22 protein-coding genes are annotated in these 21,239 nt (G+C 68.6%); 11 read left to right on the plus strand and 11 right to left on the minus strand.

All coding sequences use genetic code 11. The features are described from left to right. Positions 1–171: 171 nt before the first annotated feature. The 7 genes from DFO65_RS04180 to DFO65_RS04205 all read left to right on the plus strand — a co-directional run bounded on the left by DFO65_RS04180 (position 172) and on the right by DFO65_RS04205 (position 6,285). Positions 172–1,833, plus strand: coding sequence for a cation:proton antiporter family protein (locus DFO65_RS04180; protein ID WP_113903152.1), 1,662 nt, complete (start codon positions 172–174; stop codon positions 1,831–1,833). 153 nt (positions 1,834–1,986) lie between these two features. Continuing rightward, entirely contained in the window at positions 1,987–2,763 is a 777-nt protein-coding gene (locus DFO65_RS04185) for a YsnF/AvaK domain-containing protein (protein ID WP_113903153.1), read from the plus strand. A gap of 40 nt (positions 2,764–2,803) precedes the next feature. Further along, positions 2,804–3,535: a hypothetical protein gene (locus DFO65_RS04190; RefSeq protein ID WP_245940466.1), complete on the plus strand. Its 732-nt coding sequence runs from the start codon at positions 2,804–2,806 to the stop codon at positions 3,533–3,535. A gap of 106 nt (positions 3,536–3,641) precedes the next feature. After that, the gene (locus tag DFO65_RS04195) at positions 3,642–4,193 is read left to right on the plus strand and encodes a P-loop nucleotide/nucleoside kinase family protein (RefSeq protein ID WP_113903154.1); all 552 of its coding nucleotides are present in this window, start codon (positions 3,642–3,644) and stop codon (positions 4,191–4,193) included. Between the two features lie 62 nt (positions 4,194–4,255). Next, positions 4,256–4,567, plus strand: coding sequence for a YtxH domain-containing protein (locus DFO65_RS04200; RefSeq protein WP_113903155.1), 312 nt, complete (start codon positions 4,256–4,258; stop codon positions 4,565–4,567). Beyond that, positions 4,560–4,733 carry a hypothetical protein gene (locus tag DFO65_RS17035; RefSeq protein WP_181778613.1) on the plus strand — a complete coding sequence of 58 codons (174 nt, stop codon included), beginning with the start codon at positions 4,560–4,562 and terminating at the stop codon, positions 4,731–4,733. Before DFO65_RS04200 ends, DFO65_RS17035 begins: the two co-directional genes overlap by 8 nt. A gap of 115 nt (positions 4,734–4,848) precedes the next feature. After that, positions 4,849–6,285 carry a glycosyltransferase family 2 protein gene (locus DFO65_RS04205; RefSeq protein WP_147233242.1) on the plus strand — a complete coding sequence of 479 codons (1,437 nt, stop codon included), beginning with the start codon at positions 4,849–4,851 and terminating at the stop codon, positions 6,283–6,285. A 96-nt stretch (positions 6,286–6,381) separates the two neighbouring features. Here the strand turns inward: DFO65_RS04205 and DFO65_RS04210 are convergent, their stop codons facing one another. Beyond that, complete coding sequence (locus DFO65_RS04210) at positions 6,382–7,866, minus strand: FAD-dependent monooxygenase (RefSeq protein ID WP_113903157.1); 1,485 nt, start codon at positions 7,864–7,866, stop codon at positions 6,382–6,384. A 169-nt stretch (positions 7,867–8,035) separates the two neighbouring features. On the opposite strand from DFO65_RS04210, the gene DFO65_RS04215 reads away from it, so the two are divergent. Then, entirely contained in the window at positions 8,036–9,064 is a 1,029-nt protein-coding gene (locus tag DFO65_RS04215) for an FAD-dependent monooxygenase (RefSeq protein ID WP_113903158.1), read from the plus strand. Between the two features lie 24 nt (positions 9,065–9,088). On the opposite strand, the gene DFO65_RS04220 is transcribed toward DFO65_RS04215, so the two are convergent. The 7 genes from DFO65_RS04220 to DFO65_RS04250 form a co-directional block, all read right to left on the minus strand. Continuing rightward, positions 9,089–9,643 (minus strand): TetR/AcrR family transcriptional regulator, encoded by a 555-nt coding sequence (locus DFO65_RS04220; RefSeq protein WP_181778614.1) that lies wholly within the window; start codon positions 9,641–9,643, stop codon positions 9,089–9,091. 180 nt (positions 9,644–9,823) lie between these two features. After that, positions 9,824–10,708: an RNA polymerase sigma factor SigJ gene (sigJ, locus tag DFO65_RS04225; RefSeq protein ID WP_113903217.1), complete on the minus strand. Its 885-nt coding sequence runs from the start codon at positions 10,706–10,708 to the stop codon at positions 9,824–9,826. A 10-nt stretch (positions 10,709–10,718) separates the two neighbouring features. Then, positions 10,719–11,315, minus strand: coding sequence for a carboxymuconolactone decarboxylase family protein (locus DFO65_RS04230; RefSeq protein ID WP_113903160.1), 597 nt, complete (start codon positions 11,313–11,315; stop codon positions 10,719–10,721). A gap of 111 nt (positions 11,316–11,426) precedes the next feature. Next, positions 11,427–11,984: a DUF488 domain-containing protein gene (locus tag DFO65_RS04235; protein ID WP_113903161.1), complete on the minus strand. Its 558-nt coding sequence runs from the start codon at positions 11,982–11,984 to the stop codon at positions 11,427–11,429. Then, on the minus strand, positions 11,981–12,793 hold the full coding sequence (locus tag DFO65_RS04240; protein WP_113903162.1) for an isocitrate lyase/PEP mutase family protein: 813 nt from the start codon (positions 12,791–12,793) through the stop codon (positions 11,981–11,983). Before DFO65_RS04240 ends, DFO65_RS04235 begins: the two co-directional genes overlap by 4 nt. A gap of 89 nt (positions 12,794–12,882) precedes the next feature. Next, the gene (locus DFO65_RS04245; RefSeq protein WP_113903163.1) at positions 12,883–13,212 is read right to left on the minus strand and encodes a nuclear transport factor 2 family protein; all 330 of its coding nucleotides are present in this window, start codon (positions 13,210–13,212) and stop codon (positions 12,883–12,885) included. 50 nt (positions 13,213–13,262) lie between these two features. Next, a complete protein-coding gene (locus DFO65_RS04250; protein ID WP_113903164.1) occupies positions 13,263–14,018 on the minus strand; it encodes an SDR family oxidoreductase in 756 nt (251 codons plus the stop codon). A gap of 63 nt (positions 14,019–14,081) precedes the next feature. On the opposite strand from DFO65_RS04250, the gene DFO65_RS04255 reads away from it, so the two are divergent. Both DFO65_RS04255 and DFO65_RS04260 read left to right on the plus strand, forming a co-directional pair. Further along, entirely contained in the window at positions 14,082–14,783 is a 702-nt protein-coding gene (locus tag DFO65_RS04255) for a TetR/AcrR family transcriptional regulator (RefSeq protein WP_113903165.1), read from the plus strand. 106 nt (positions 14,784–14,889) lie between these two features. Beyond that, entirely contained in the window at positions 14,890–15,930 is a 1,041-nt protein-coding gene (locus DFO65_RS04260; protein WP_113903166.1) for an alcohol dehydrogenase catalytic domain-containing protein, read from the plus strand. A gap of 83 nt (positions 15,931–16,013) precedes the next feature. On the opposite strand, the gene DFO65_RS04265 is transcribed toward DFO65_RS04260, so the two are convergent. Both DFO65_RS04265 and DFO65_RS04270 read right to left on the minus strand, forming a co-directional pair. Beyond that, a complete protein-coding gene (locus DFO65_RS04265; RefSeq protein WP_113903167.1) occupies positions 16,014–16,535 on the minus strand; it encodes a DinB family protein in 522 nt (173 codons plus the stop codon). Positions 16,536–16,556: 21 nt separating this feature from the next. Continuing rightward, positions 16,557–16,916, minus strand: a complete 360-nt coding sequence (locus DFO65_RS04270) for a DUF488 domain-containing protein (RefSeq protein WP_113903168.1) — start codon at positions 16,914–16,916, stop codon at positions 16,557–16,559. A gap of 122 nt (positions 16,917–17,038) precedes the next feature. Here DFO65_RS04270 and DFO65_RS04275 point away from each other — a divergent pair, with 122 nt between their 5' ends. Beyond that, positions 17,039–17,782 carry a dihydrofolate reductase family protein gene (locus tag DFO65_RS04275; protein WP_113903169.1) on the plus strand — a complete coding sequence of 248 codons (744 nt, stop codon included), beginning with the start codon at positions 17,039–17,041 and terminating at the stop codon, positions 17,780–17,782. A 98-nt stretch (positions 17,783–17,880) separates the two neighbouring features. Here the strand turns inward: DFO65_RS04275 and DFO65_RS04280 are convergent, their stop codons facing one another. After that, positions 17,881–21,156: a S41 family peptidase gene (locus DFO65_RS04280; protein WP_113903218.1), complete on the minus strand. Its 3,276-nt coding sequence runs from the start codon at positions 21,154–21,156 to the stop codon at positions 17,881–17,883. Positions 21,157–21,239: the final 83 nt, after the last annotated feature.

Below are 21,239 nucleotides of genomic sequence, written 5' to 3' on the forward strand. Positions count from 1 at the left end.
CACCTCGGCGCGCAGTGAACCCCGGCCGCGGGACCCTGTCGCGATTCCGGATCCTGTGAGCCGTATCCACACGGTCCTTCTCGCGGTAACTTTGAAGTACCCGCAGACGGAACGGGGGGTGCTGACGGCGGACGACGCGGTCGATGGGTCCCGGCGACGAGGAGGACGTTCGTGCATGAGATCGTCCTGACCATCGTCGCCGCCGCGATCTGCGGAGTGGTCGCCCACGAACTCCGGGTCCCCGCACTCGTGGGGTTCCTCGGAGCCGGCTTCCTCCTCGGCGCCGTCGACATCGCCCCGTTCCCGGGACTGGAGGACCTGGCGAACCTCGGCGTCACCCTGCTCCTGTTCACCATCGGACTGAAGTTCGACCTCCGCTCGCTCATCCACCCGGAGGCGTACGGAACCGCCGTCCTCCACATGCTCGCCAGCATCGTCGCCGGCGGCGCGACCGTCGCGCTCGCGGTCACCATCGGCATCGCCGACCTCGACGGGGACTGGCGGACGCTGGCGCTGCTCGGATTCGCCCTGTCGTTCTCCTCGACGGTGCTCTGCGTCAAGGTCCTCGAGGAACGGTCGGACGACGGCTCCTACTACGGGCAGACCGCGATCGCGATCCTCGTCATCCAGGACCTCGCCGCGGTGGCGTTCTTCACACTGACCGGCGACGAGCCGCCCGATCCGTGGGCCTTCGCCCTCATCCTCATCATCCCGGCGACCTGGGTGGTGCGGCGGATCCTCGACCGGATCGGCCACGACGAACTGCTCGTGCTCTTCGGCGTGGTCATCGCCCTGGGCCCCGGATACTACGCCTTCGACAGCGTCGGCATCCACGGGGACCTCGGCGCCCTCGTCATGGGCGCGCTGCTCGCCTCCCACCCTCGGGCCCTCGAACTGTCGAAGGTCCTGTTCAGCGTCAAGGAGCTCTTCCTCGTCGGCTTCTTCCTCGTCATCGGAATCCACTCGACGCCGACCTGGGAGGACCTCGAACTGGCGGGGCTGCTGTGCCTCATCCTGCTTCCGCTGACGTTCCTCGGCTTCATCCTCCTCGGCCGGCTGTTCGGCCTGCGCAACCGCACGAGCATCAGGAGCAGCCTCGCGCTGACCAACTTCTCCGAGTTCTCGATCATCGTCGTGGTCGTCGGGGTCGCCGCGGGCCTCTTCGACGACCACTGGATCTCACCGATCTCGCTCGCCGTCGCGCTGAGCATGATCGTCTCCTCCCTGGCCAATGCGCACAGCCTCGCGATCGCGGCGTTCTTCGAGCGGCTGATGCCCGACGAGAGCACCGCGAAGCTGCGTCCCCAGGACCGGCCGATCGACACGACCGACGCCGACGTCGTGGTCCTCGGCATGGGACGAGTGGGACGCTCGGCCTACTCCCGGCTCGTCGACCGCAAGGGCCTCAAGGTGCTCGGCATCGACAACGACCACGCGGTGGTGGGCCGACTCCAGGACGAGGGCTTCAACGTCCTCGAGGGGGATGCGACCGATCACGAGTTCTGGCAGCGTCTCGTCGCCGGAGGATTCGTCCGCACCGTCGTCCTCGCCATGGCCATTCACGACTCCAACGCGTTCGCCCTCGACCAGCTGCGCGCAGCCGGGTTCGAGGGGCACATCGCCGCCGTCGTCCAACGACCCGACCAGGTCGAGCACCTGGAAGCAGAAGGGGTGCAGGCGATCGTCAACATCTACGCGGGTGCGGGATCCGCGGTCGCCGACGCCGCGATCGCCCTGCTCGACGGCGACGGCCTGCTCGACGGCGACGGGCCCGGGATCGGCGACCGCGACGCCGATGAGGATCCGCCCGAGCAATCGGTGCCGGAACCCTGAGATCTCGCAAACCCACTTGCCGCTTGGCGGGTGTTTTCGCTGAGTCAACGCGCGGGGGTTACGGCGTGAAGCGACCTGTGGTTACGGTGGGGCCACGCAACCGTCGGTTGCGACTCCAGCAGCACCAACGGAACAACTGCAGAGGAGAACACCATGATTTCCACGGAGAACATCGCCCAGGTCCTCAACAACAACGGCAAGGTGCTCGGCCCCGACGGCGACAAGATCGGATCCGTCGGCCAGATCTACGTCGACGACCGGACCGGCAACCCGAGCTGGGTGACCGCGAACACCGGTCTCCTCGGCACCAAGGAATCATTCGCTCCTCTCGAGGGTGCGAGGATCGACGGCGACGACATCCGGATCGCCTTCGACAAGGACACCGTCAAGGATGCGCCCAGCATCGAACCCGAGGGCCACCTCAGCGAGCAGGAGCAGGACGAGCTCTACCGCTACTACAACCTCGCCGGCGGCACCCGCGCGGGAGTCCAGGGCCAGGACGCGACCGACCGCGACGCCGTCGGCCGGGACACCTCGGGTCCGACCACCGACGATGCGATGACCCGGTCCGAGGAGGAGCTCCACGTCGGCACCGAATCGCGCGAGACCGGGCGGGCGCGACTGCGCAAGTACGTGGTCACGGAGAACGAGACCCGCACCGTGCCCGTGCAGCGCGAGGAGGTCCGGATCGAGCGTGAGCCGATCACCGACGCCAACCGCGACGAGGCCCTCGACGGCCCCGCGATCAGCGAGGAGGAGCACGAGGTCACCCTCCACGAGGAGCGACCGGTCGTGGAGAAGGAGACCGTCCCCGTCGAACGCGTCCGTCTCGACAAGGAGCGCGTCACCGACGAGGAGACGGTCAGCGAGGACGTCCGCAAGGAGCGGATCGAAGCCGATGGGGATGTCGACCCCCGCGACCGGCGCTGAACGGCATCGACCAGCGAGACCGGCAGTGAGGTGAGGACTGATGAGCACGAACGCAGGCCCGACCGACCCTGATGAGGGTCGACGCCATCTGGGCAAGCACGATGCCGACCGCGACCGCCTCGGCGACCACGGCATCGACCGGGACCCCCATCCGGACTCCGGTGCCGACCCGGTCGACGAGCGGGACCGCGACCGCCTCGGCGAGCGCCGCGCGATCAACGACCCGCGCGACCACCTCGTCGAGAGGGAGCGTGAGGCGTTCGGCGGCGTGAAGATCGGATCGGCCTTCTTCGGCTGGCTCACGGCCGTCGGCACCACGGTCCTCCTCACCGCGCTCGCCGGTGCGGTGAGCGCCCTGGTCGGCGGCGCGACGAACTCCAACGTGGCCGAACAGGCCCTGCAGGATCCGCAGTCGGCCGGGATCATCGGTGGGATCGTTCTCGCCGTGATCCTCTTCATCGCCTACTACTGCGGCGGGTACGTCGCGGGACGGATGGCCCGGTTCAACGGGGTCAGGCAGGGCGTCGCCGTCTGGGTGTGGGCGGTCGTCATCGCCATCGTCGTCGCCGTCATCGGGGTGATCACGGGATCGCAGCTCGGTGTCATGTCGAGCTTCCCCCAGATCCCCGACCTCGGTAACCTGACCACACCGGGAATCATCGCCGCGCTCGTCGCCTTGGTCGTGACCCTGGTTGCGGCGATCCTCGGCGGGCTGGCGGGAATGCGATTCCACCGCCGCGTCGATCGGGCCAGTCTCATCGACACCCCCTGACCGAGAGATCAGCGAGAACAGAATACGCAGCAGTCGGCCTCCGGCGGCGCCAGGAGCGGTGGACACCGCTTCGGCCGTCGGAGGCGCGGCGTGAAAGGACGGAACTATGGCAGCCACCGTGATCCTCGTCAACGGACTCCCCGCCTCGGGGAAGTCGACCCTCGCATCCGAACTCGCCGACGAGGCCGATGTTCCGTTCCTCTCCGTCGACGAGGTGCTCGAGCGCCTCGTCGACTCCGTCAACTATCGCTTCCCCAGGGACCCGGCCCATGAGCTGGCGAACAGGGTGGCCTGGGAGCTCGCCGGCCTCGTCGAGGACACGGTGGTCGTCGAGTCCTTCTGGGCGCTCGAGCGCGACCTCGACTGCGTCCGCGAGGGCCTGCGCACCGCGGGGGCGACGACGGTCGTCGAGGTGTGGTGCGACGCCCCGCTGGACGAGGCGATCGAACGCTATGAGAACCGCGACCGGCACGGCATCCACGAGGACGATCCGAACGACGTCGACCTGTGGCGCAGCAGCGCGCCGCTCGAACTCGGCCCGGTCGTCCGGGTCGACACGAGCAGCGAGTCCGAGAAGGCCTCGGCCCAGGAGATCCTCGCCGCCGTGCGCGAGGCCCTGGCCCAGGACGAGGACCACGGTTCCCGCAACCCCTCTTGATCGCCTGGGCGATCGCCGTTAAGTTCAAGGCACCATTGGGAAACCCGAGAGAAGGAGGCAACATGAAGGGCAAACTTCTGCTGGCAGCAGGGATCGGGATCGGATACGTCCTGGGAGCGCGCGCCGGACGTCAGAGCTATGAGTCGCTCAAGCAGCGGGCTCAGGAGCTGTGGAACGATCCGAAGGTCCAGGACCGGGTTTCCGACATCCAGGAGACCGTCAAGGAGAAGGCGCCGGTCGTCCAGGAGCAGGCCGAGCAGGCGCTGAAGACCGCCGGCGACGAGGTGAAGAAGGCCGGCGGCGAGGTGAAGTCGAAGATCTCCGGCGGCGACGACAAGCCCGGGCAGGAACCGGCGAAGGATCTCCATGGCTGAGATCACCGACACCGAGCGCTTCGGCGCCGACGAGGGAGCGATCAGGGCCGAACTCGGCGTCATCGCCACCGAGTGGGAACAGCAGGGACGGGTCGAGCCGGTCGTCGACCCCGATACCGGAGAGCTCCACCCCGACGCCGAGCAGGAGCTGCTCAACCGCCTCTGAGACCTCCGATCGAGGGGGCGCGCCGGCGACCGCCTCGGCGTGCCTCCTGCTCCCGGCTGCCGAACCATGGCTTGATTGAGGTTGATGGTGTGCGATCGAGGGAGACCGTGTGTCCGTGGGCGACAGGCTGGCCGGGGCCCGCCGCAGGCTGAGGAAGCTCTCTGCCAGGCTGGCCCAGTTCCGCGTCCGCGAGGGCGACACGGGACCCTCATCGAGCGCTGGGTCCGCACGGGTGTCCGTCATCGTGCCCGTCTTCAACGCCATGCCGTACCTGCGCGAGCTCCTCGACTCCCTGGCCGACCAGGACCTCGACCCCGCGCTCTTCGAGGTCATCGCCGTCGACGACGGGTCGACCGACGGAGGCGGGCGCCTCCTCGACGACGTCGCCTCCCGCCACCCGAACTGGCGGGTCATCCACGAGAAGAACAGCGGCTGGCCCGGCCATCCCCGCAATGTCGGCATCGACGCGGCCACCGGCGACTACCTCTTCTTCTGCGACGCCGACGACCGGATGGGACCCGAATCCCTGCGCCGGATGGTGGCGTTCGCCGACGAGCACGACGTCGATGTCGTCGCTCCCCGGCTGGTCGCCCTCGGGGGCCGGCGGATCCAGTCCTCCCTCTTCACCGCCACCGTCGTCGACGTCGACGCGCGCACGGTGCTGGCGACCCTGTCCCCGCAGAAGCTCATCCGCCGTTCGCTCATCGAGGCCCACGGCATCCGGTTCCCGGAGGGGAAGATCCGCCTCGAGGACGGCATGATGCTCACCCGGTGCTACCTGAGATCGCGGCGCATCGCGATCCTCGCCGACTACGACCACTACTTCCTCCGCCAGCGCGACGACGGCCGCAACATCAGCTCCGAACGGGTCCACCCGGAGTCCTACACGGAGTCGGTGACCGAACTGGCCCGCATCATCTTGGAGCTCGAACCCGATCCCCGGACCGCCGAGCTCATGGTGCTCGACCTCTTCCGCCGCAAGGCGCTGCGCTTCTACGCCCCCGAGAGGCTTCCCGCGATGTCAGCGCTGACACGGCGCCGCTGGGTGCACGCCCATGTGCGCTTCATGGAGCGCTTCGTCCCCGAACGTCTGGACTCGCACCTCGAGTTCCCCTACCGGCAGCGCGCACAGCTCATCCGCTCCCGGGACATCTCCGGACTCGAGTCCCTGGCGTCGACGCAGAGACTCCTCGAGCAGAACCCGCGGGCATCGCGGGTCACGCTCGACGCGGAGGCCGTGAGCTTCGACGTCGACCTGGACCCGGCCGACGAGGTCGACATCGCCCGCATCGTCGCCCGGGTCCGGGACGGGGACGCCGAGGCGGCCGGTGGGATCGAGCGCAGGGGGACTTCGCGTCATGCCGTGTTCGCCCGGGCGGACCTCGCGGAGCTCGGCCCGGTCCTCGTCGACGTCGTCGTCGAACTGCGGGCAGGCGACATCGTCGGCACGCCGAGGCGGGTGCGCGCCCCCGCGGAGGGACTGCCCCTGGCCTCGGGGTCCTGCCGTATCTACTCCACGGTCAAGGGGAACCTCAGCGTGGATCTGCGGTGAGGGTTCAGAGGCCCTCGAGCTCCACGACCAGGGTGCTTGCCGCCATCTCTGAGCGGATCGACTCGCCGATCAGAAGGCGACGGAGGCCCGGGCTCATCAGATGGTCGGGAGCTGAGAGCGGACCTCCGCCAGTTTCGAGGACCGGGTGGCGATGTGACCGTCGGGTCGGACGAGAACATACTCCGGCGCATCGCCGACGCCGTACCTTTGTCGGAGATTCAGGCTGGTGTCTGCGCTGAGAGGAATGCGGACCGTGTGCAGGCCCGATTCTCTCTCGACCGTCTCCCGAGTCACCAGCGTCTCGAATTCCAGCAGGGTCCAATGATCGGGAGCGAAGTGCTCGTGCAGAGTGCCGCCCTTGAACGGACCGTCAGGAGCCCGGTCCCCTGGTCGGGGAGCCTGTCCTCGGTCTCCCCCCGGAGTGACGGCCCGGTACGTGGTGAGCAGCTGAGAGTTCTGCAGACTCGCGCGACGGGCGGCACGAGGATTTCCTCCGGCGAGCCTCAGCAGCAGATCGCGGGCTGATCGAGCTATCGGGTTGCGCAGGGCGTACATCCGCCGGCGTGCTTCGACATCTCGGATGGTCGCCTGTGCGACCGCTCGGCGTTCGCGTTCGTACTCATCGAGCAGGGACTCAGGTTCGCCTCGGACAACCGCGGCCAGACGCCACGACAGGTTCACCGCATCCTGGATTCCCAGGTTCATTCCCTGCCCGCCGAAAGGTGGGAAGACATGACCGGCGTCCCCGGCGATGACGACGCGGTCGGATCGATAGGAATCAGCCAGACCCAGCCTGGTCTGGAAGACGGATGTCCATGAGAGCGATTCGACCTCGGCGGTCCCCGGTCCGCGTGAGGAGAGCAGTGAGACCAGTTTCTCCCTCGTCAGCTCAGGCAGTCGACGACGACTGGCCCTGTCGGTCATGTCGACGAAGACCCGCCAGGAATGATCGTCTCCGGGCAGACGCATGAACATGAGCGGGCCGTTCCTTCCCAACCACATCGCGCTGTCGCCGATGTCGACGTCGAGGTCGATCGTCGCATCGGCCAAGTAGTAGGTCTCGCCCGTCACCTGATGCGGAAAGCCGATTCCCACGGATTCCCGCACGCGGCTCCGGGCCCCGTCAGCTCCGATCAGCCAGTCGGCGGCGATCGTCGAACCATCGGCCATGGTGGCGACCACCTGGGCATCGTCGGCCGACACCGAGGTCAGTTCGATATCGCGTTCGACCGGGACTCCCCACTCCAGAAGCCGAGCCGCGAGGATCTCTTCGAGGCCGGACTGCGGAACCACGTAGGTGTAGGGGTAGCGACTGTCGGGCGGGATCCATGCCATGGTCACCAGAGGCCGGTCACCGCGCATGATCGTTGCGTTGGAGAGACGGTAGGAGACCCGTTCCACTCTCTCGGCGATGCCGAGTCCCGAGAGGACCTCCATGGATCGGGCCTGGAGCCCGAGCGCACGCGAACTGGGCCTCGGGGCTGCGCGTCTGTCGACGATTCGGCAATCGATCCCGTTCGCTGTCAGGACCAGTGCTGACACGAGATCTGTGGGCCCGGCTCCGCAGATGAGAACTGTCATGTACCAAATGGTACATAGCCGATCCCAGCCCAACAAGGGTCTGTGACGGCCGTGGCCCTGACTCAGGAGTTGAATCAAGCGCTACACACGGGTCAGCATCCCTGAGAGGCCGTCCTCGACAGCGCGCACTCTCAGGGCTGACGGACGACAAGAGTTATACAATTCGGTCATGGCTGCCGTGGAGATCGTCGGCGGCGGAATCGCGGGACTGACTCTGGCACGCGCCCTCCGACGACCGGACTGGACTGTGACGGTGCGCGAACGCACTGCGCCCGAAACGAGGCGCGAGGTCGATACCGCCTTCGGCATGTGGCGCCCGGCGATGCATGCGCTGGACGCGATCGGCCTCGGCGAGACCGTGCGTCAGCAGGGGATCAGGGTCACGGGTGCCACCGTTCGCGCTGCTGACGATCGTGCCCTGCTGCGAAGCGGCCCCCAGGACATCGTGATGATCGGCCGCGCCAGCCTGCACCGGATCCTCCGCGAGTCCCTTCCCGAGTCGGTCATCTGGCGCACGGAGGAGATCGCCGATTCCCATGCTTTGGACGCCGAGGTGGTCGTCGGTGCCGATGGGGCGCGCAGTGCCGTGCGTCGAGATCATTGGGGTGAGCGCAGTGCCGCGCGCGTCCATGGGGCCACCGTGCTGCGAGGGGTGATCGAGCACGACCTGTCCGGCGGGGAGGTCACCGAGTACTGGGGCTCGGGCACGCTGTTCGGGATCACGCCGGTGCCGGGAGGGCGGACGAATTGGTTCACCGCGTTCCCCGGCCGGCGGTTCGCGGACGCCGAGGAGGGTCTCTCGCACATCAGGACTGTCGCTCGAGGTTTCCCCTCCCGAGTGTCCGACGTCCTCGCCGAGGCGACCGCCGAGCAGACGGTCGTCAGCGGAATCCATGTCTCGCGAGGACTGCGGTCATTCGTCCGTGGTCGTGCTGTGCTCATCGGCGATGCGGCCCACGCCATGACCCCCAACCTCGGGCGAGGGGCGTGTGAGGCGATCCGTGACGCGGTCGCCCTCGGCACTCTGCTGGGTCGATATGAGCCGAGTGAAGCGCTCGCCCGCTATTCCCGCAGGAGGCTGATCGCCCCACAGCTGATCCGCGCTGCTTCGAGCGTGGTCGCGCGTGTCGCTCTGGCCGAGGGCCGGGCGGCAGAGGCTCGCAACCGGCTCGCCGGGATGCTGCCCCATCGCCCGTGAAGGTGATCTCTGGTGCTGTCCTCCTCAGTTCGCGGACGGGGGGAACGTGGAGTCGAGGAGGCTGCGGACGGTGGCGTTCGCCGCATGGACGTCTCCGGTGAGCCTGAGTTCCCAGAGTGCGCCCCGCGCAGTCGAAACCCACAACCGGGCCAGGACCTCCGCGCGTTCGTCCGGCACTCCGGCCAGCCTCAGCCGACGCGACAAGCGGTCGATGTAGAGGGCCGCGCCTTCTTGGAACGACGTTCTCCACGGAGCGCCCTGCATCGCGGCGGCCGAGAGCTCGAACACCAGTGGCATGACCGAGCTGTCCCTGACCAGGGCCTGCCAGAACTGCCAGGCTCCTTCAACGGGATCGTCGAGGTGAGCTTCGGCAAACTGCTCGAGGATCTCCTGCTGGGCGTGCCAGATGTGATCGACGATCGCTGTCAGCAGACCTTCTCGGGACCCGAAGTGGTAGATGAGCATCCGGTGGCTGGTGCCGATGTTCGCCGCCAGTGTGCGCAGACTGACATCGCGAACTCCGTGCTCGATGAGATAATCGAGCACCTTCCCCAGCAGAGCGTCACGTGCGGTCGTCACAGGTGTCGATTCTATTGCGTCGCCTCCGCAGGGTCGGCGACCGGCGTCGAATCTGAGCTGACCTGATCGGACGGAGACTTGGCCTCGGTTGCACGAGAGGTGGGACGACTATTCAGTCCCGCTCCAGTGCCGCTGAGAGAAACTCCGTCTGATCTCGCAGCACCTGCTGACGTTCACGGCTCAGTGCGCCCGGAGGGCACGCAGCTTGTCGGGGTTCCGGATCATCTGGATGCGTGTGACGACGTCGCCCTCGACCTCGAGCCAGACGACGGAGTCGATGCCCCGGTCATGCCGGGCGATGAAGGCGGGAGCGCCATTGACCTCGGTGAGTTCCCAGTTCAGGGCGACAGTCTCGGGTTTGCTCAGCACGCCGGCGATGAACCGGAGCACCTTGGCGGCGCCGGTGATGGGATTGAGTGCGGCCTTCGCCCGACCGCCGGCGTCCGTCGTCAGCACGACAGCGGGAGCAAGCACCGGCAGGACCTCCTCCAGAGGGACGGATCCTTCAGCCGCTGCCAGGAACAGACGCGTCACGTCCCGGTGCGCATCCGGGCCGGCGGACCGCCTCGGCGCTCGGACGCGGATGGCCTTCCGTGCTCGGCTGACGAGCTGTCGCGTCGAGGTCTCGGACCGTCCGAGAGCCTCGGCGACCTCGGCATACGGCAATCCGAAGGCCTCCCGGAGCACGAACGCCGCCCGCTCGAGGTCGGTGAGCGATTCGAGCACGACGAGAAGGGCGAGCGACACCTCCTCAGCCACCTCGGCGAGGTGCCCGGGTTCGGAATCCGTTCCCGTCGCAACAGGCTCCGGCAGCCATGGGCCGGGGTACTCCTCCCGGCGCCGGGACTGGGAGCGGGCGATGTTCAAAGCGACGCGGGTGACCGCCTTGAGGAGGTAGGACCTGGGGTCGCGGATGTCCTGGAGGTCGACATCAGTCCAGCGCAGCCAGGTCTCCTGTACCGCGTCCTCGCTGTCCTGGACGGTGCCCAGGACGCGATAGGCCGCACCCAGCAAGGTGCCGCGGTGCTCCTCGAACACGTCCGCATGATGGTCTTCTCCGGTCACCGGCAGCACCTCAGCTCACTTCGCGAATGGGTACCTCACATTCTGCCTTGAATCCCTGGCTGGTCAGCCCCAGGCCGGCATTCGTGCGGGAGCGGAGATTCTCCAGGGAGACCAGGCTGGCAAGCTCGACGACCTGGGCGTCGGTCAGATCTTCGCGGAGGCATGCGACCATGTCGTCGGTGACCGTCGGCGGGGTCGCGGTCGCGGCGGCCGCGTACTCCATCACGGTGCGTTCGAGATTCGTGTAGGCCCTGCTGGTCCGCCACTGCGGGACATCGCGGAGCTTCGCGGGATCGATTCCCCTGTGGTGGTTCTCCCAGTAGCCGAAGTCCATGCACCACGAGCACCCGATCTCCTGGGCGACGGTCATCACCGCCAGGGCCTGGAGACCCTGCGGGAGCTTCTTCCATCGCATCGCCGCCAGCTCGAATCCCAGGTAGGAGAATAGGACCGGGCGATGGTGGAAGGCGGCGCGGAAAGGATCGAGAACCTTGCCGTACATCTTCTCCGACACCCAGCCGAGTGCGGATTCGACGAGGCCCGACTTGTCCAGAGGGATGCGTGCGCTCGAGCGGTCGGAGTTGTTGGGGGAGCCGATGGTGTTCATCGTTGGTGTCCTTTCATTGAGAGGTCACCATGGAGACACCGCTCGGCGAGTTTCTGTGACATGTGAGCTTCCCCGGCAGAGCGTCACGTGCGGTCGTCTCAGCTGCCGATTCTATTGCGTCGCCTCCGCAGGGTCGGCGACCGGCGCCGGATAGGTCACCGTTCCGTCGTCGCCGATGACCGCGCCCTCGCTCAGCTCCGCCGGCTTGACCTGGCCTCGGCCGAGGATGTGGGCGACCTCGTGGCCGCGGGCGAGCAGGTGGTCGGCGATGAGCCGGCGGTGGCACCGCCACCACACGGCCTCGGAGCACATCACCACAGTCGTCGCCGACGCACCCCAGTCACGGAGCTCGTCGAGGCTCGACCGGAACTCGTCGGTCAGGGCGTGATCGGCGTAGTTGTGGAAGCTGCGGTTCCTCCACCACGCATTCACCTCGAAGGGGATCTCCTTGCTGACGTTTCGCCGCCCGGTCAGCCCGGGCAGACGGCGCAGCGCGACGTCCGCCTCGGCGAGGGACTTCTCGAGGGCGTCCTCGTCGAAATGGGGGTACTTCGTCGACCCGGGAAGCCGTCGGACGTCGACGACGAGGTCGATGTCGCTCTCGCCGAGGAGCTCGATGAACTCCTCGATCGAGCGGTTGGAGTGGCCGATGGTGAAGAAGTGAGTCATCGCCGGCCGATTCGCGTGTTCTCGGTGACCGTGTCGCGGATCTCGGAATAGGAGTATGTCGACCGGGGAGTCGAGGACGGATCGGCGAATCCACGGGCCGTGTCGACTGCGGCGGTCAGTGCGGTGCGGTAGAGCAGAGAGCCGGTGCTGATCCGCGCGACGCCGACGTCCGCCAGCTCCGCCCGGGTCATCCTCGGGGTGGCGAGGACATTGACGGGCAGCGAAGTGTGCTCGGTGATCCTCGCGATCGTCTCATGGTCGAGGTCTCCGGGGACGAAGATCCCGTCGGCCCCGGCCTCGGCGTAGCGATCGACGCGGTCGAGCGCCTCGGCGAGGTCGTCCAAGCCGGTCCAGAAGACGTCGGTGCGCGCATTGACGAACAGATCCGGATGGCGGTCCTTGACGGCATTGATCTTCGCCGCATGAGTGCCCGCGTCCGTGACCGAGCCGTGGGACGAGTCCTCGATGTTGATGCCTCTGACCGCTGAGGCGGAGTCCAGGAGTTCGTCGACCGCGTCCACGACGGCCGCCGGGTCCTGGCTGTATCCGTTCTCCATGTCGCAGGTCAGCATCGGCGCGTCCGCGAAGGTGCTGAGAGTGCTGAGGAGATCGAGGTTCCTCTGCCTGGTCAGGGCATGTTCGTCGGGGACTCCGGCGGAGGCGGCGACCCCGAGACTCGTCGTTCCGATGGCGGGGAAGCCCGCCGCCGCTAGTGTGAGGGCGGAGGCGACGTCCCAGGCATTCGGCAGCACGAAGGGGTCACCGGGGACGTGCAGGGCGAAGAAGTCGGAACTCGATTCTCTCCTCATCCGGCCAGTCTAGGGCCGCCCGTGCTCCGCCGGAACGCCGACCCCGGACCACCGGCTGTCGGCCGGCGGCCGGGGCCCGGCACCCCGGTTCAGCCTTCCCGGATGGTCATCCGGGAGATGTGATCGCCGACCACGTCGAAGGTGAACGAGGATCGGCCATTGGCCCAGGTGGAGGACCAGTCGCCGATGACGGTGACCTGATCTCCCGCGGTGGTGACCTCCTCTGGGGTCAGCGTTCCGGTGGCGCCGATGAACTCCTTGTCGCTCCATGCCTTGATGGCTTCGCGGCCGGTGAACTCCCGGCCCCAGTCGTCGACGGTTCCGCCCGAGGTGAACGCCTCGAGGAAGCCCTCCTCGTCGTGGGCGTTGACGAGGCCGATGAAACGGGCCACGGTATCAGGGATCTGCGGTTCGGTCATGGGTGCTCCTGGTCGTCGGTGGTGAATGGTGATTGCCTGACCGCGAGGGTTCAGCGTGTCGTGTATCCGCCGTTGGCGAGGATGGTCTGACCGGTGATCCACCAGCCCTCGGTGGCGAGGAACCGGACGATCGGTGCGATGTCCTCGATCTGGGTGAGCTGGTTGCCCATGGCCTGGGACTTGTGGAACTCCACCCGCTCCGGCGTCTCCTGGCCGTAGAAGAACGGGGTGTCCATGGGACCGGGGGCGATGGCCGTGACGGAGATGCCGCGTTCGCCGAATTCCTTCGCCGCCGCCCGGGTGAAGTGCTCGACGGGGCTCTTGCCGCCCGCGTAGGTCGAATAGCCTTCGGTGAACGCGGCGAGGAGCGAGGTGACGATGGTGATGATCGTGCCGCCGTCGCCGAGGCGCCTGCCGGCCTCCTTGATGAAGAAGTAGGCCGCCTTGGAGTTGATGTCGAACATCGAATCGTATTCGTCCTCCGTGGTCTCCGCGATCGGCTTGCGCAGGACCTTCCCGACCGTATTCACCGCGACGTCGATGGTGCCCAGGGCGGACGCGGCCTCCGCGAACAGCGACTCGACCGCGGCGGGCCGGGTGAGGTCCCCGGTGAGGAGGACCCCCTTGGCACCGTGCGACTCGACCGCTGCGAGGGTCGCCTCGGCCTCGGCGCGTGAGGATTCGGAGTTGTAGTGGATGGCGACGTCGGCGCCGGCCTCGGCCGCCTGTCGGGCGATGAGACCGCCGAGGTTCTTGCCTCCGCCGGCGATGAGGACGTGCTTTCCCCGAAGGGTGTGCTCGGTCATGAGAACTCCTGTCGTATCGGTGATATGGGGTTCCATATCAACACTACACGATAATATAGCGGTATGACAGAGTTCCCGACTGCCGATACACGCACGCGCCTGCTCAATGCGGCCGCGGACCTCATCGCCGCGGAGCCCGGTGAGGACTTCTCCCTGCGTGCGGTGTGCGATGCGGCCGGTGTCAAGATGCCGACCCTCTACCACTTCTTCGGCAGCAAGCAAGGACTCATCGACGCCGTCATCGAACGTGGCTTCGACATGTATCTGGGGGAGAAGACCGCAGCCGAATCGAGTGGTGATCCGATCCAGGATCTGCGGATGGGATGGGACGCCCATGTTGCCTTCGGGCTCGCCAACCCCGGCTTCTACACCCTGATGTACGGCAAAGTCGTACCGGGTTACTCGCCCGAGGCGCAGTCGCGACCGAGTGAGATCCTGCGGGGACTGACCGAACGGGCGAGTCAGCAGGGGCGTCTGGTGGTGTCGCCCGAGCAGGCCGCGGCGCACATCCTGGTGACGAACATCGGTGTGACACTGCGTCAGATCGTCCTCGGTGCCGAGGATCGCGAACTGTCGGTGGCCGTGCGTGAAGGCGTTCTGACCGCGATCACCGGAGCCTCGCAGTCCGAAGGCGAGGGATCGACGCCGTGGCATTCGATCGTCGAACACGCCGCCGCACACCCTGAAGTCCTGGGCGCCACGGAGACTCAGCTGCTCATCCAATGGATCTCTCGGCTCCGCGACGGCCGAGCAGGGCAGCGGTGAGCACCGCGCGTGGTTGACCCACCTCGGCGACACCACGAGGATGGACACCGAGGTTGCCGTCGGCGCTCTCGTCGACGGTCGCACTCGACATCGTCAAGGAGGAGCCATGCGCGCAGTCACGTACGTCAGCAACAACACGGTCGAGGTCCAGGACAAGCCCATCCCCGAGATCGGCTCCGACGAGGTGCTGCTCAAGGTCGGCGGCGCCGGCCTCTGCCACTCCGACGTCTCGATCATCACCATGGGCGATGACAGTCCGCTCATCGGCAGCACCCTCGGCCATGAGGTCTCCGGCATCGTCGAGTCCTTCGGCGAGGATGTCCACGGCTGGGAGCCCGGCGACGCCGCGATCGTCTCCCTCATCCTCTCCTGCGGGGAGTGCCGGGCCTGCCTGTCCGGACGTGACAACGAGTGCCACGTCGCCTACCCCCGCGACGCGCTCGCCCCCCTCTCCCCGGGAATCGGCTCGCCGGGCGGCATGGCGGAGTACATCGCCGTGAAGTCCCGCCACCTCGACCCCCTCGGTGACCTGGACCCCGTCACCAGCGCGCCGCTGGCCGACGCCGGGCTCACGCCGATGCACAACATCAACTCCGTGCGCGATCGGCTCACGGCCGACGCCACCGTCGTGCTCATCGGCCTCGGCGGGCTCGGCCACCTGGCGCTGCAGATCCTGCGGGCGACGACGGGCTCACGGATCATCGCCCTCGACACCGACCAGGGCAAGCTCGACTACGCCTCCTCCCACGGTGCGGACATCGTGCTGCCCTCCGACGCCGAGGCGGCGGAGGCGATCCTCGACCTGACCTCGGGTCGCGGAGCCGATGTCGTCCTCGACGTCGTCGGGGTCCAGCCGACCGTGGACCTGTCGACCTCCGTCGTCGCCGGAGGCGGCGCGATCCGGTTCATCGGCCTCGGCGGAGGATCGTTCCCCTATGCCGCCCAGAGCACCGAGATCGTGCCGTGGGGCGTCGACATCCAGCGCGCCTACGGCGGCACCCGCTCCGACATGCGCGAGGTCATCGCCCTGGCCAGGGACGGCAAGATCGGCGTCGAGGTGAAGAAGTACCCGCTCGACAACGCCGTCCAGGCCTTCGAGGACCTCGAGGCCGGGAAGATCCCCGCCCGAGCCGTCCTCGTGCCCTGACCCGGAGGTCTCAGGGTGACCGGCCGCCCGCCATTCCTGGCCGGCCGCCCGCCATGCCTGACCGGCGACCGGTGACCCCGCACTCAGCCGTCGACGTCGCCGAGGTGGTGGCGGACTTCGTGGAGCCCGTAGAGGGTCAGTCCGGTGAGGGTGAAGACCCGTCCGTCCGCGCGCCGGCCCGTCCGGGCCCACTGCTCCCCGTCGATGCGTGAGAGCACATCGGCGTAGTCCGCGGCCGCGTCACCCAGGTCGGTGCGAACCACGGCGGGGTCCTGACTCCGATAATCGGAGTCGACGGCCACGGGGTCGCCGTCGAACTTCGGCAGCTCCGGGTGCTCCTCGGTGAGGATGAGGCGGGTGCGGTCGCGGAACAGGGTGAGGATGTCGCGCATGTGGGCCGCGTACTCGAGGTCTGACCAGCGTCCGGGCCGCGATCGCTCGCGCACGTCAGACCGGCCGAGCACCCGTGCCCAGCGTGGCACCGACTCCCGGACGGTCGCCGCGACGCCTGTCGGGTCCTCCCTCCCGGTGAAGCCGCATTCGGCACAGCCCTCGTCGAGGACCTCGGCCCAGTCCTTGGTATCGGGGGCGATCTCGTTCGTCATGCTCTCTCCTCCTCTCCTCGGTCATCGTGACGCGCGGAGCAGCTCGGCGATGACCGTCGCCTCGCTGATGTCGTCGCGCTTCGCGGCCGTCAACAGGGTCAGCGGGCCGTCCTCGGCGTACTCACGGAGCCGCGCCAGCGCCTCGGCGCGCTCGGATTCCTCCAGCTCCGCCCGGTAGCGGCGGGAGAACTCCTCGAACCGCTCCGGGTCGTGGCCGTACCACTTCCTCAGGTCCGTCGACGGCGCCACGTCCTTGCACCACTCGGTGATCTCGGCCCGGTCCTTGCTCATCCCGCGCGGCCAGAGGCGGTCGACGAGGACCCGGGCACCGTCCTCGGGCTCGGGATCGTCGTAGACGCGGCGGACTCGGATAGCGGACATCACCTGCTCCGATCGTTGCTGCTGACAGGGCCCTCCTGGTGCCAGTGTAGGACGTCAGCGGCCACATCGTGAGGCCCCGGAGGCGCTCGCCGCACGCCCGGGATCCCGCGTATCGTTCGACCATGGGATTGACACAGCTGCTTCCTGACCCCCGACCCGATGTCGGCCTCGAGGAGGCATTCGCCTTCGCCGAGGACACGGTGCGGGCGGTGTTCATCGCCTCCGTCGACGGTGCGGCCACCCTGTCGGGACGGGCCGGTGGGCTCGCGAACGCCTGGGACCGCTCGGTCTTCGCCCTCCACCGGGCCCTGGCCGATGTCATCCTCGTGGGAGCGGGAACCGCGCGCACGGAGGGCTACGGTCCCGCCGAGGACGACCCGGCCTGGAGGAGCATTCGGACCGGACGCGGCGCGACCGCCCCGATCGCCCTCGTCTCCCACGGGCTGGGCCTCGACTTCGACTCCCCGCTCTTCGCCGAGGCGCCCGGATCGGCCCGGACGATCGTCATCACCCCCGCGTCCGCCCCGGACCACGCCCTGGAGAGGGCCTCCGCGGTCGCCGAGGTGATCGTCGCCGGTGAGACGACCGTCGACCTCCCAGCGGCGATCCGGGCGCTGCGCGAGCGCGGGCTGCGCCGCATCGTGTGCGAAGGCGGGCCGAGGCTGTTCACCGACCTGCTGCGCGCCGGCGAGGTCGACGAGGTGTGCCTGACCCGCAGCCCCTCACTGGTCGCCGGCTACGAGACGGGGATCCTCCACGGCGCCGAGTTCCCCGAGCCTCTCGACCTCGACCTCGTCAGGGCGTTCGCCACGGACGACAGCTTCCTCTACCTCCTCTACCGCCGCGCCCGGACCCGGGGAGCCTGAGACCCGCGGAGCCTGAGCCCGGGGAGCCTGAGCCCTGCCACGCCCCGACCCGCGGGCCACGAGTCCTGCCGAGCCCGCGGGGCCGGTCCCGCCGGCGCTCAGTCCCCGCCCGGACGGCGCGTGATCCGCACCCGCGGGGACGGGAGGTCGGGAGGCGAGGCCGCCGGCTGCTCCTCGAGCCGGGCGAGCACCTCGGCGATGGCCCGGTCGAGCTGCGGATCGTCGGCGGCGAAGAGCTGGGACGGGTCGTGCTCGACTTCGATGTCGGGGTCGACGCCGTGATTCTCGACGTCCCAGCCCTTGCCCTCGAACCAGAAGGCGTACCGGGGCTGGGTGATCGACGTGCCGTCGACGAGGTCGTAGCGCCCGTCGATGCCGACGACGCCGCCCCAGGTGCGGACCCCGATGACCGGTCCGATGCCCTTGGCCTGGACGCGGGCGTTGATGATGTCGCCGTCGGAGCCCGAGAACTCGTTGGCGACGAAGGCGACGGGTCCGCGCCGGGCGTCCTCGGGGTCGGCGATCATCGCGTCGTAGCCGCGGGCCGCGTTCCAGGCGACCACCCGGTCGGAGAACCGCTCGGCGACGAGGGCACTCGTGTGCCCGCCGCGGTTGTAGCGGACGTCGACGACGACGCCCTCGCATTCCATCGCCTGCCGCAGGTCGCGGTGCAGCTGGGCCCAGCCGTAGGCCATCATGTCGGGGACGTGGACGTAGCCGATGACACCGCCGGTCTTCTCCGCGACATAGTCGCGGCGGGACCGCACCCAGTCCTGATAGCGCAGCCTCTCCTCGGAGGCGAGCGGGATGATCGCCACCGACCGGTCCTTCCTGCCCCGGCGCAGGGTGAGCTCGACGATCGTGTCGGCCGCGCCCGTGAGGTGGGCGGCGGGACCGCGCACCTCGTCGACGCTCTGCCCGTTGACGGCGACGATGAGGTCGCCCTCCCGGGCACCGACGCCGGCCTGCCGCAGCGGCGAGCGGGCTTCCGGTTCGCTCGACTCGCCGGGGAGGATGCGGGCGATCCTCCACCCCTGCTCGTCCCTCTCGAGGTCGGCGCCGAGGAACCCGAGTCGCTGCGACTGATCGCCCGGCGGCTCGGGTGGAGTGACATAGGCGTGGGAGGTGTTGAGCTCGCCGACGGTCTCCCAGAGGATGTCGACGAGGTCGTCGTGGGTGAGCGCCTTCGCCGCGATCCGGCGCCAGCGCAGGGTCACCCGCTCCCAGTCGACGCCGTTCATGTCCGCCCGCCAGTAGTGGTCGCGCATGATCCGGGAGTTCTCGTCGAACATCTGCAGCCATTCGGCGCGCGGGTCGAGCTCGAAGCGCAGCCGCGACAGGTCCACCGACACCACGTCGTCGTCATCGTCGGACTCGACCTTGCGGGTCGCCGGCCGCACGGTGAGGTCCCCGTCGTCGAGGACGACGATGTGCTTGCCGTCGCCGGAGACCCAGCAGCGCTCGGCCTTCTCGACGATCGTCTCGAGCCGGCGCTTGGCGAAGTCAAAGTGCTCGATCGATTCGGTCGGCTTGCCGTCCTTGACCCCGGCGGCCTTCGTGCCGAGCTCGCCCTCGTCGCCCGATCGGATCCACAGCACACCGCCGTCGACGGCGGTGAGGTCGCGGTAGCTGCCGGAGACGACGGGGAACGGGACGATCCGCTCCTCCGCCGCCTCGAGGTCCACCTCGGCGGTGGTCACGGGCTTGGGCTTGTCCGCCTTCGGATCCTCCTCGGGTTCGCTGATCGCCCATCCGCTCGCACTCGGGCCGAAGGGGGCGGCCTCGGTGGCGCTGAGCGGCAGCAGCCAGGGACGGGTCGTGCCGTGGAACGACAGGTCGAAGGCATGCTGGTTGTAGGAGGGGTCGAACGTGCGGTCGGAGAGGAAGGCGATGTACTTCCCGTCGGAGGTGAATGCGGGGGAGAAGTCGTTGTACTTCCCGGTCGTCAGGGCACGACCCGGGTGATCGGACTTCGTGTCGACGATGACGAGCTGTCCGAGCAGCTCCTCGCCCCGGGTCGGCTGGGACCACACGAGGTACCGGCCGTCGGGGGAGAACCGCGGCGACCGCGCCTCCCCGAACCCCGAATGCCCGACGACGCGGACGCGGCCGTGGGCGACGTCGACGAGGCGGATGTTCCCGTCGTGGGAGATCGTGGCGAGCAGCCTGCCGGTCGGGTCCGCGACCATGTGGAGGACACGGCCGAGCGCCCCGGCCCCGATCCGCCGCGGCGCCTCGGCGCCGGTGACGGAGCGGACCTCGATCGCATCCTCCTCCTCGACGTCGGTGACGAACGCGGCCCTTCCCGTCTGCCCGAGGACGACGGGTTCGCGGGTGCGGATCGCGGAGTCGGCGCACAGTGCGCGGGCGGGTCCCTCCCGGTGGGTGAGCCAGAACGTCTTCCCCCGCCACTCGAGCACCGAGGCGTCGCCACCGTGGTCGGGGGTGAGGTCGCCGGGCCCGGAGCTCGCATCGAGGGCGAGCGGCTGCACCTGGGTCCCCGGCAGCGTCACCTCGACGGTCCGCACCTCGGCGTCGAGGCTCTCGAGGAGGCGGATCTCGCCGCGACTGTGCCAGATGATCCGGGTGCCGTCGGTCGTCGCATCCCTGACATAGCCCTCGGCCTCGGACTGGTGGGTGAGCTGCCGGGGAGCGGTGGTCCCCGTGTCCGCACGGGTGGCCAGCCCGTCCCAGATCCACAGATTGGCCTGCTCGTCGGCGTGATCGGGGAAGGTCGCGGCGCGGTCGGAGGCGAAGACGAGGGAATCGCCCACCCACATCGGATCGGTCAGCGGCGCCGTCTCCTCGCGCAGGAGCCGCTGCCAGCCGGCGCCCCGACCGTCCGGCTCTCCGGCGCGATCGAGCCACAGCCGGGGTGCGGTGCCTCCGCGGTAGCGCTTCCAGTGGGCGGGAGGCCGGGAGAACGGGGTCGACAGGGCCGTGACCCCACTGTGGTGGCGCGCGAGTCCCGACGCCCGACCCCAGTTCAGCCGGGTCACGGTGCCGTCGATGCCCACGGATCTCACGACGAGGCTGCGGACCTCGAACTCCGCAGCGTTCGAGGCGACGAGGACGTGCTCCGCATCGGCCCAGCCGAGCATCGTCATCGCCGTCCCGCCGAGCCAGGTCAGCCTGCGCAGCGACCCGCCGGCCACGTCGGCGAGCATGAGCTCGGGATGGCCGCTGCGGGTGGACACGAACGCGATGCGGGAGCCGTCGGGGGAGAACCGGGGGCTGCGGACCGGAGCGTGGTCCGAGGTCAGTCGCCAGGCCCGACCCCCGTCGGCGCCTGCCAGCCACACATCGTCGTCGGCGACGAACGTGATGAGGTCGGCGTGGATGTGGGGGCAGCGGAGGTACGGGATGGAAGTCACGTGGCCCACATTACATTCCTCCGCCTCGGGCAAGGCCGGTCCGCGGACCGGCGGCGAGGGCCTGCACCGGATTGCCCGCCCCC

The organism is Brevibacterium sanguinis, assembly GCF_003315415.1.
GTDB classification, from domain to species: Bacteria; Actinomycetota; Actinomycetes; order Actinomycetales; family Brevibacteriaceae; genus Brevibacterium; species Brevibacterium celere_A.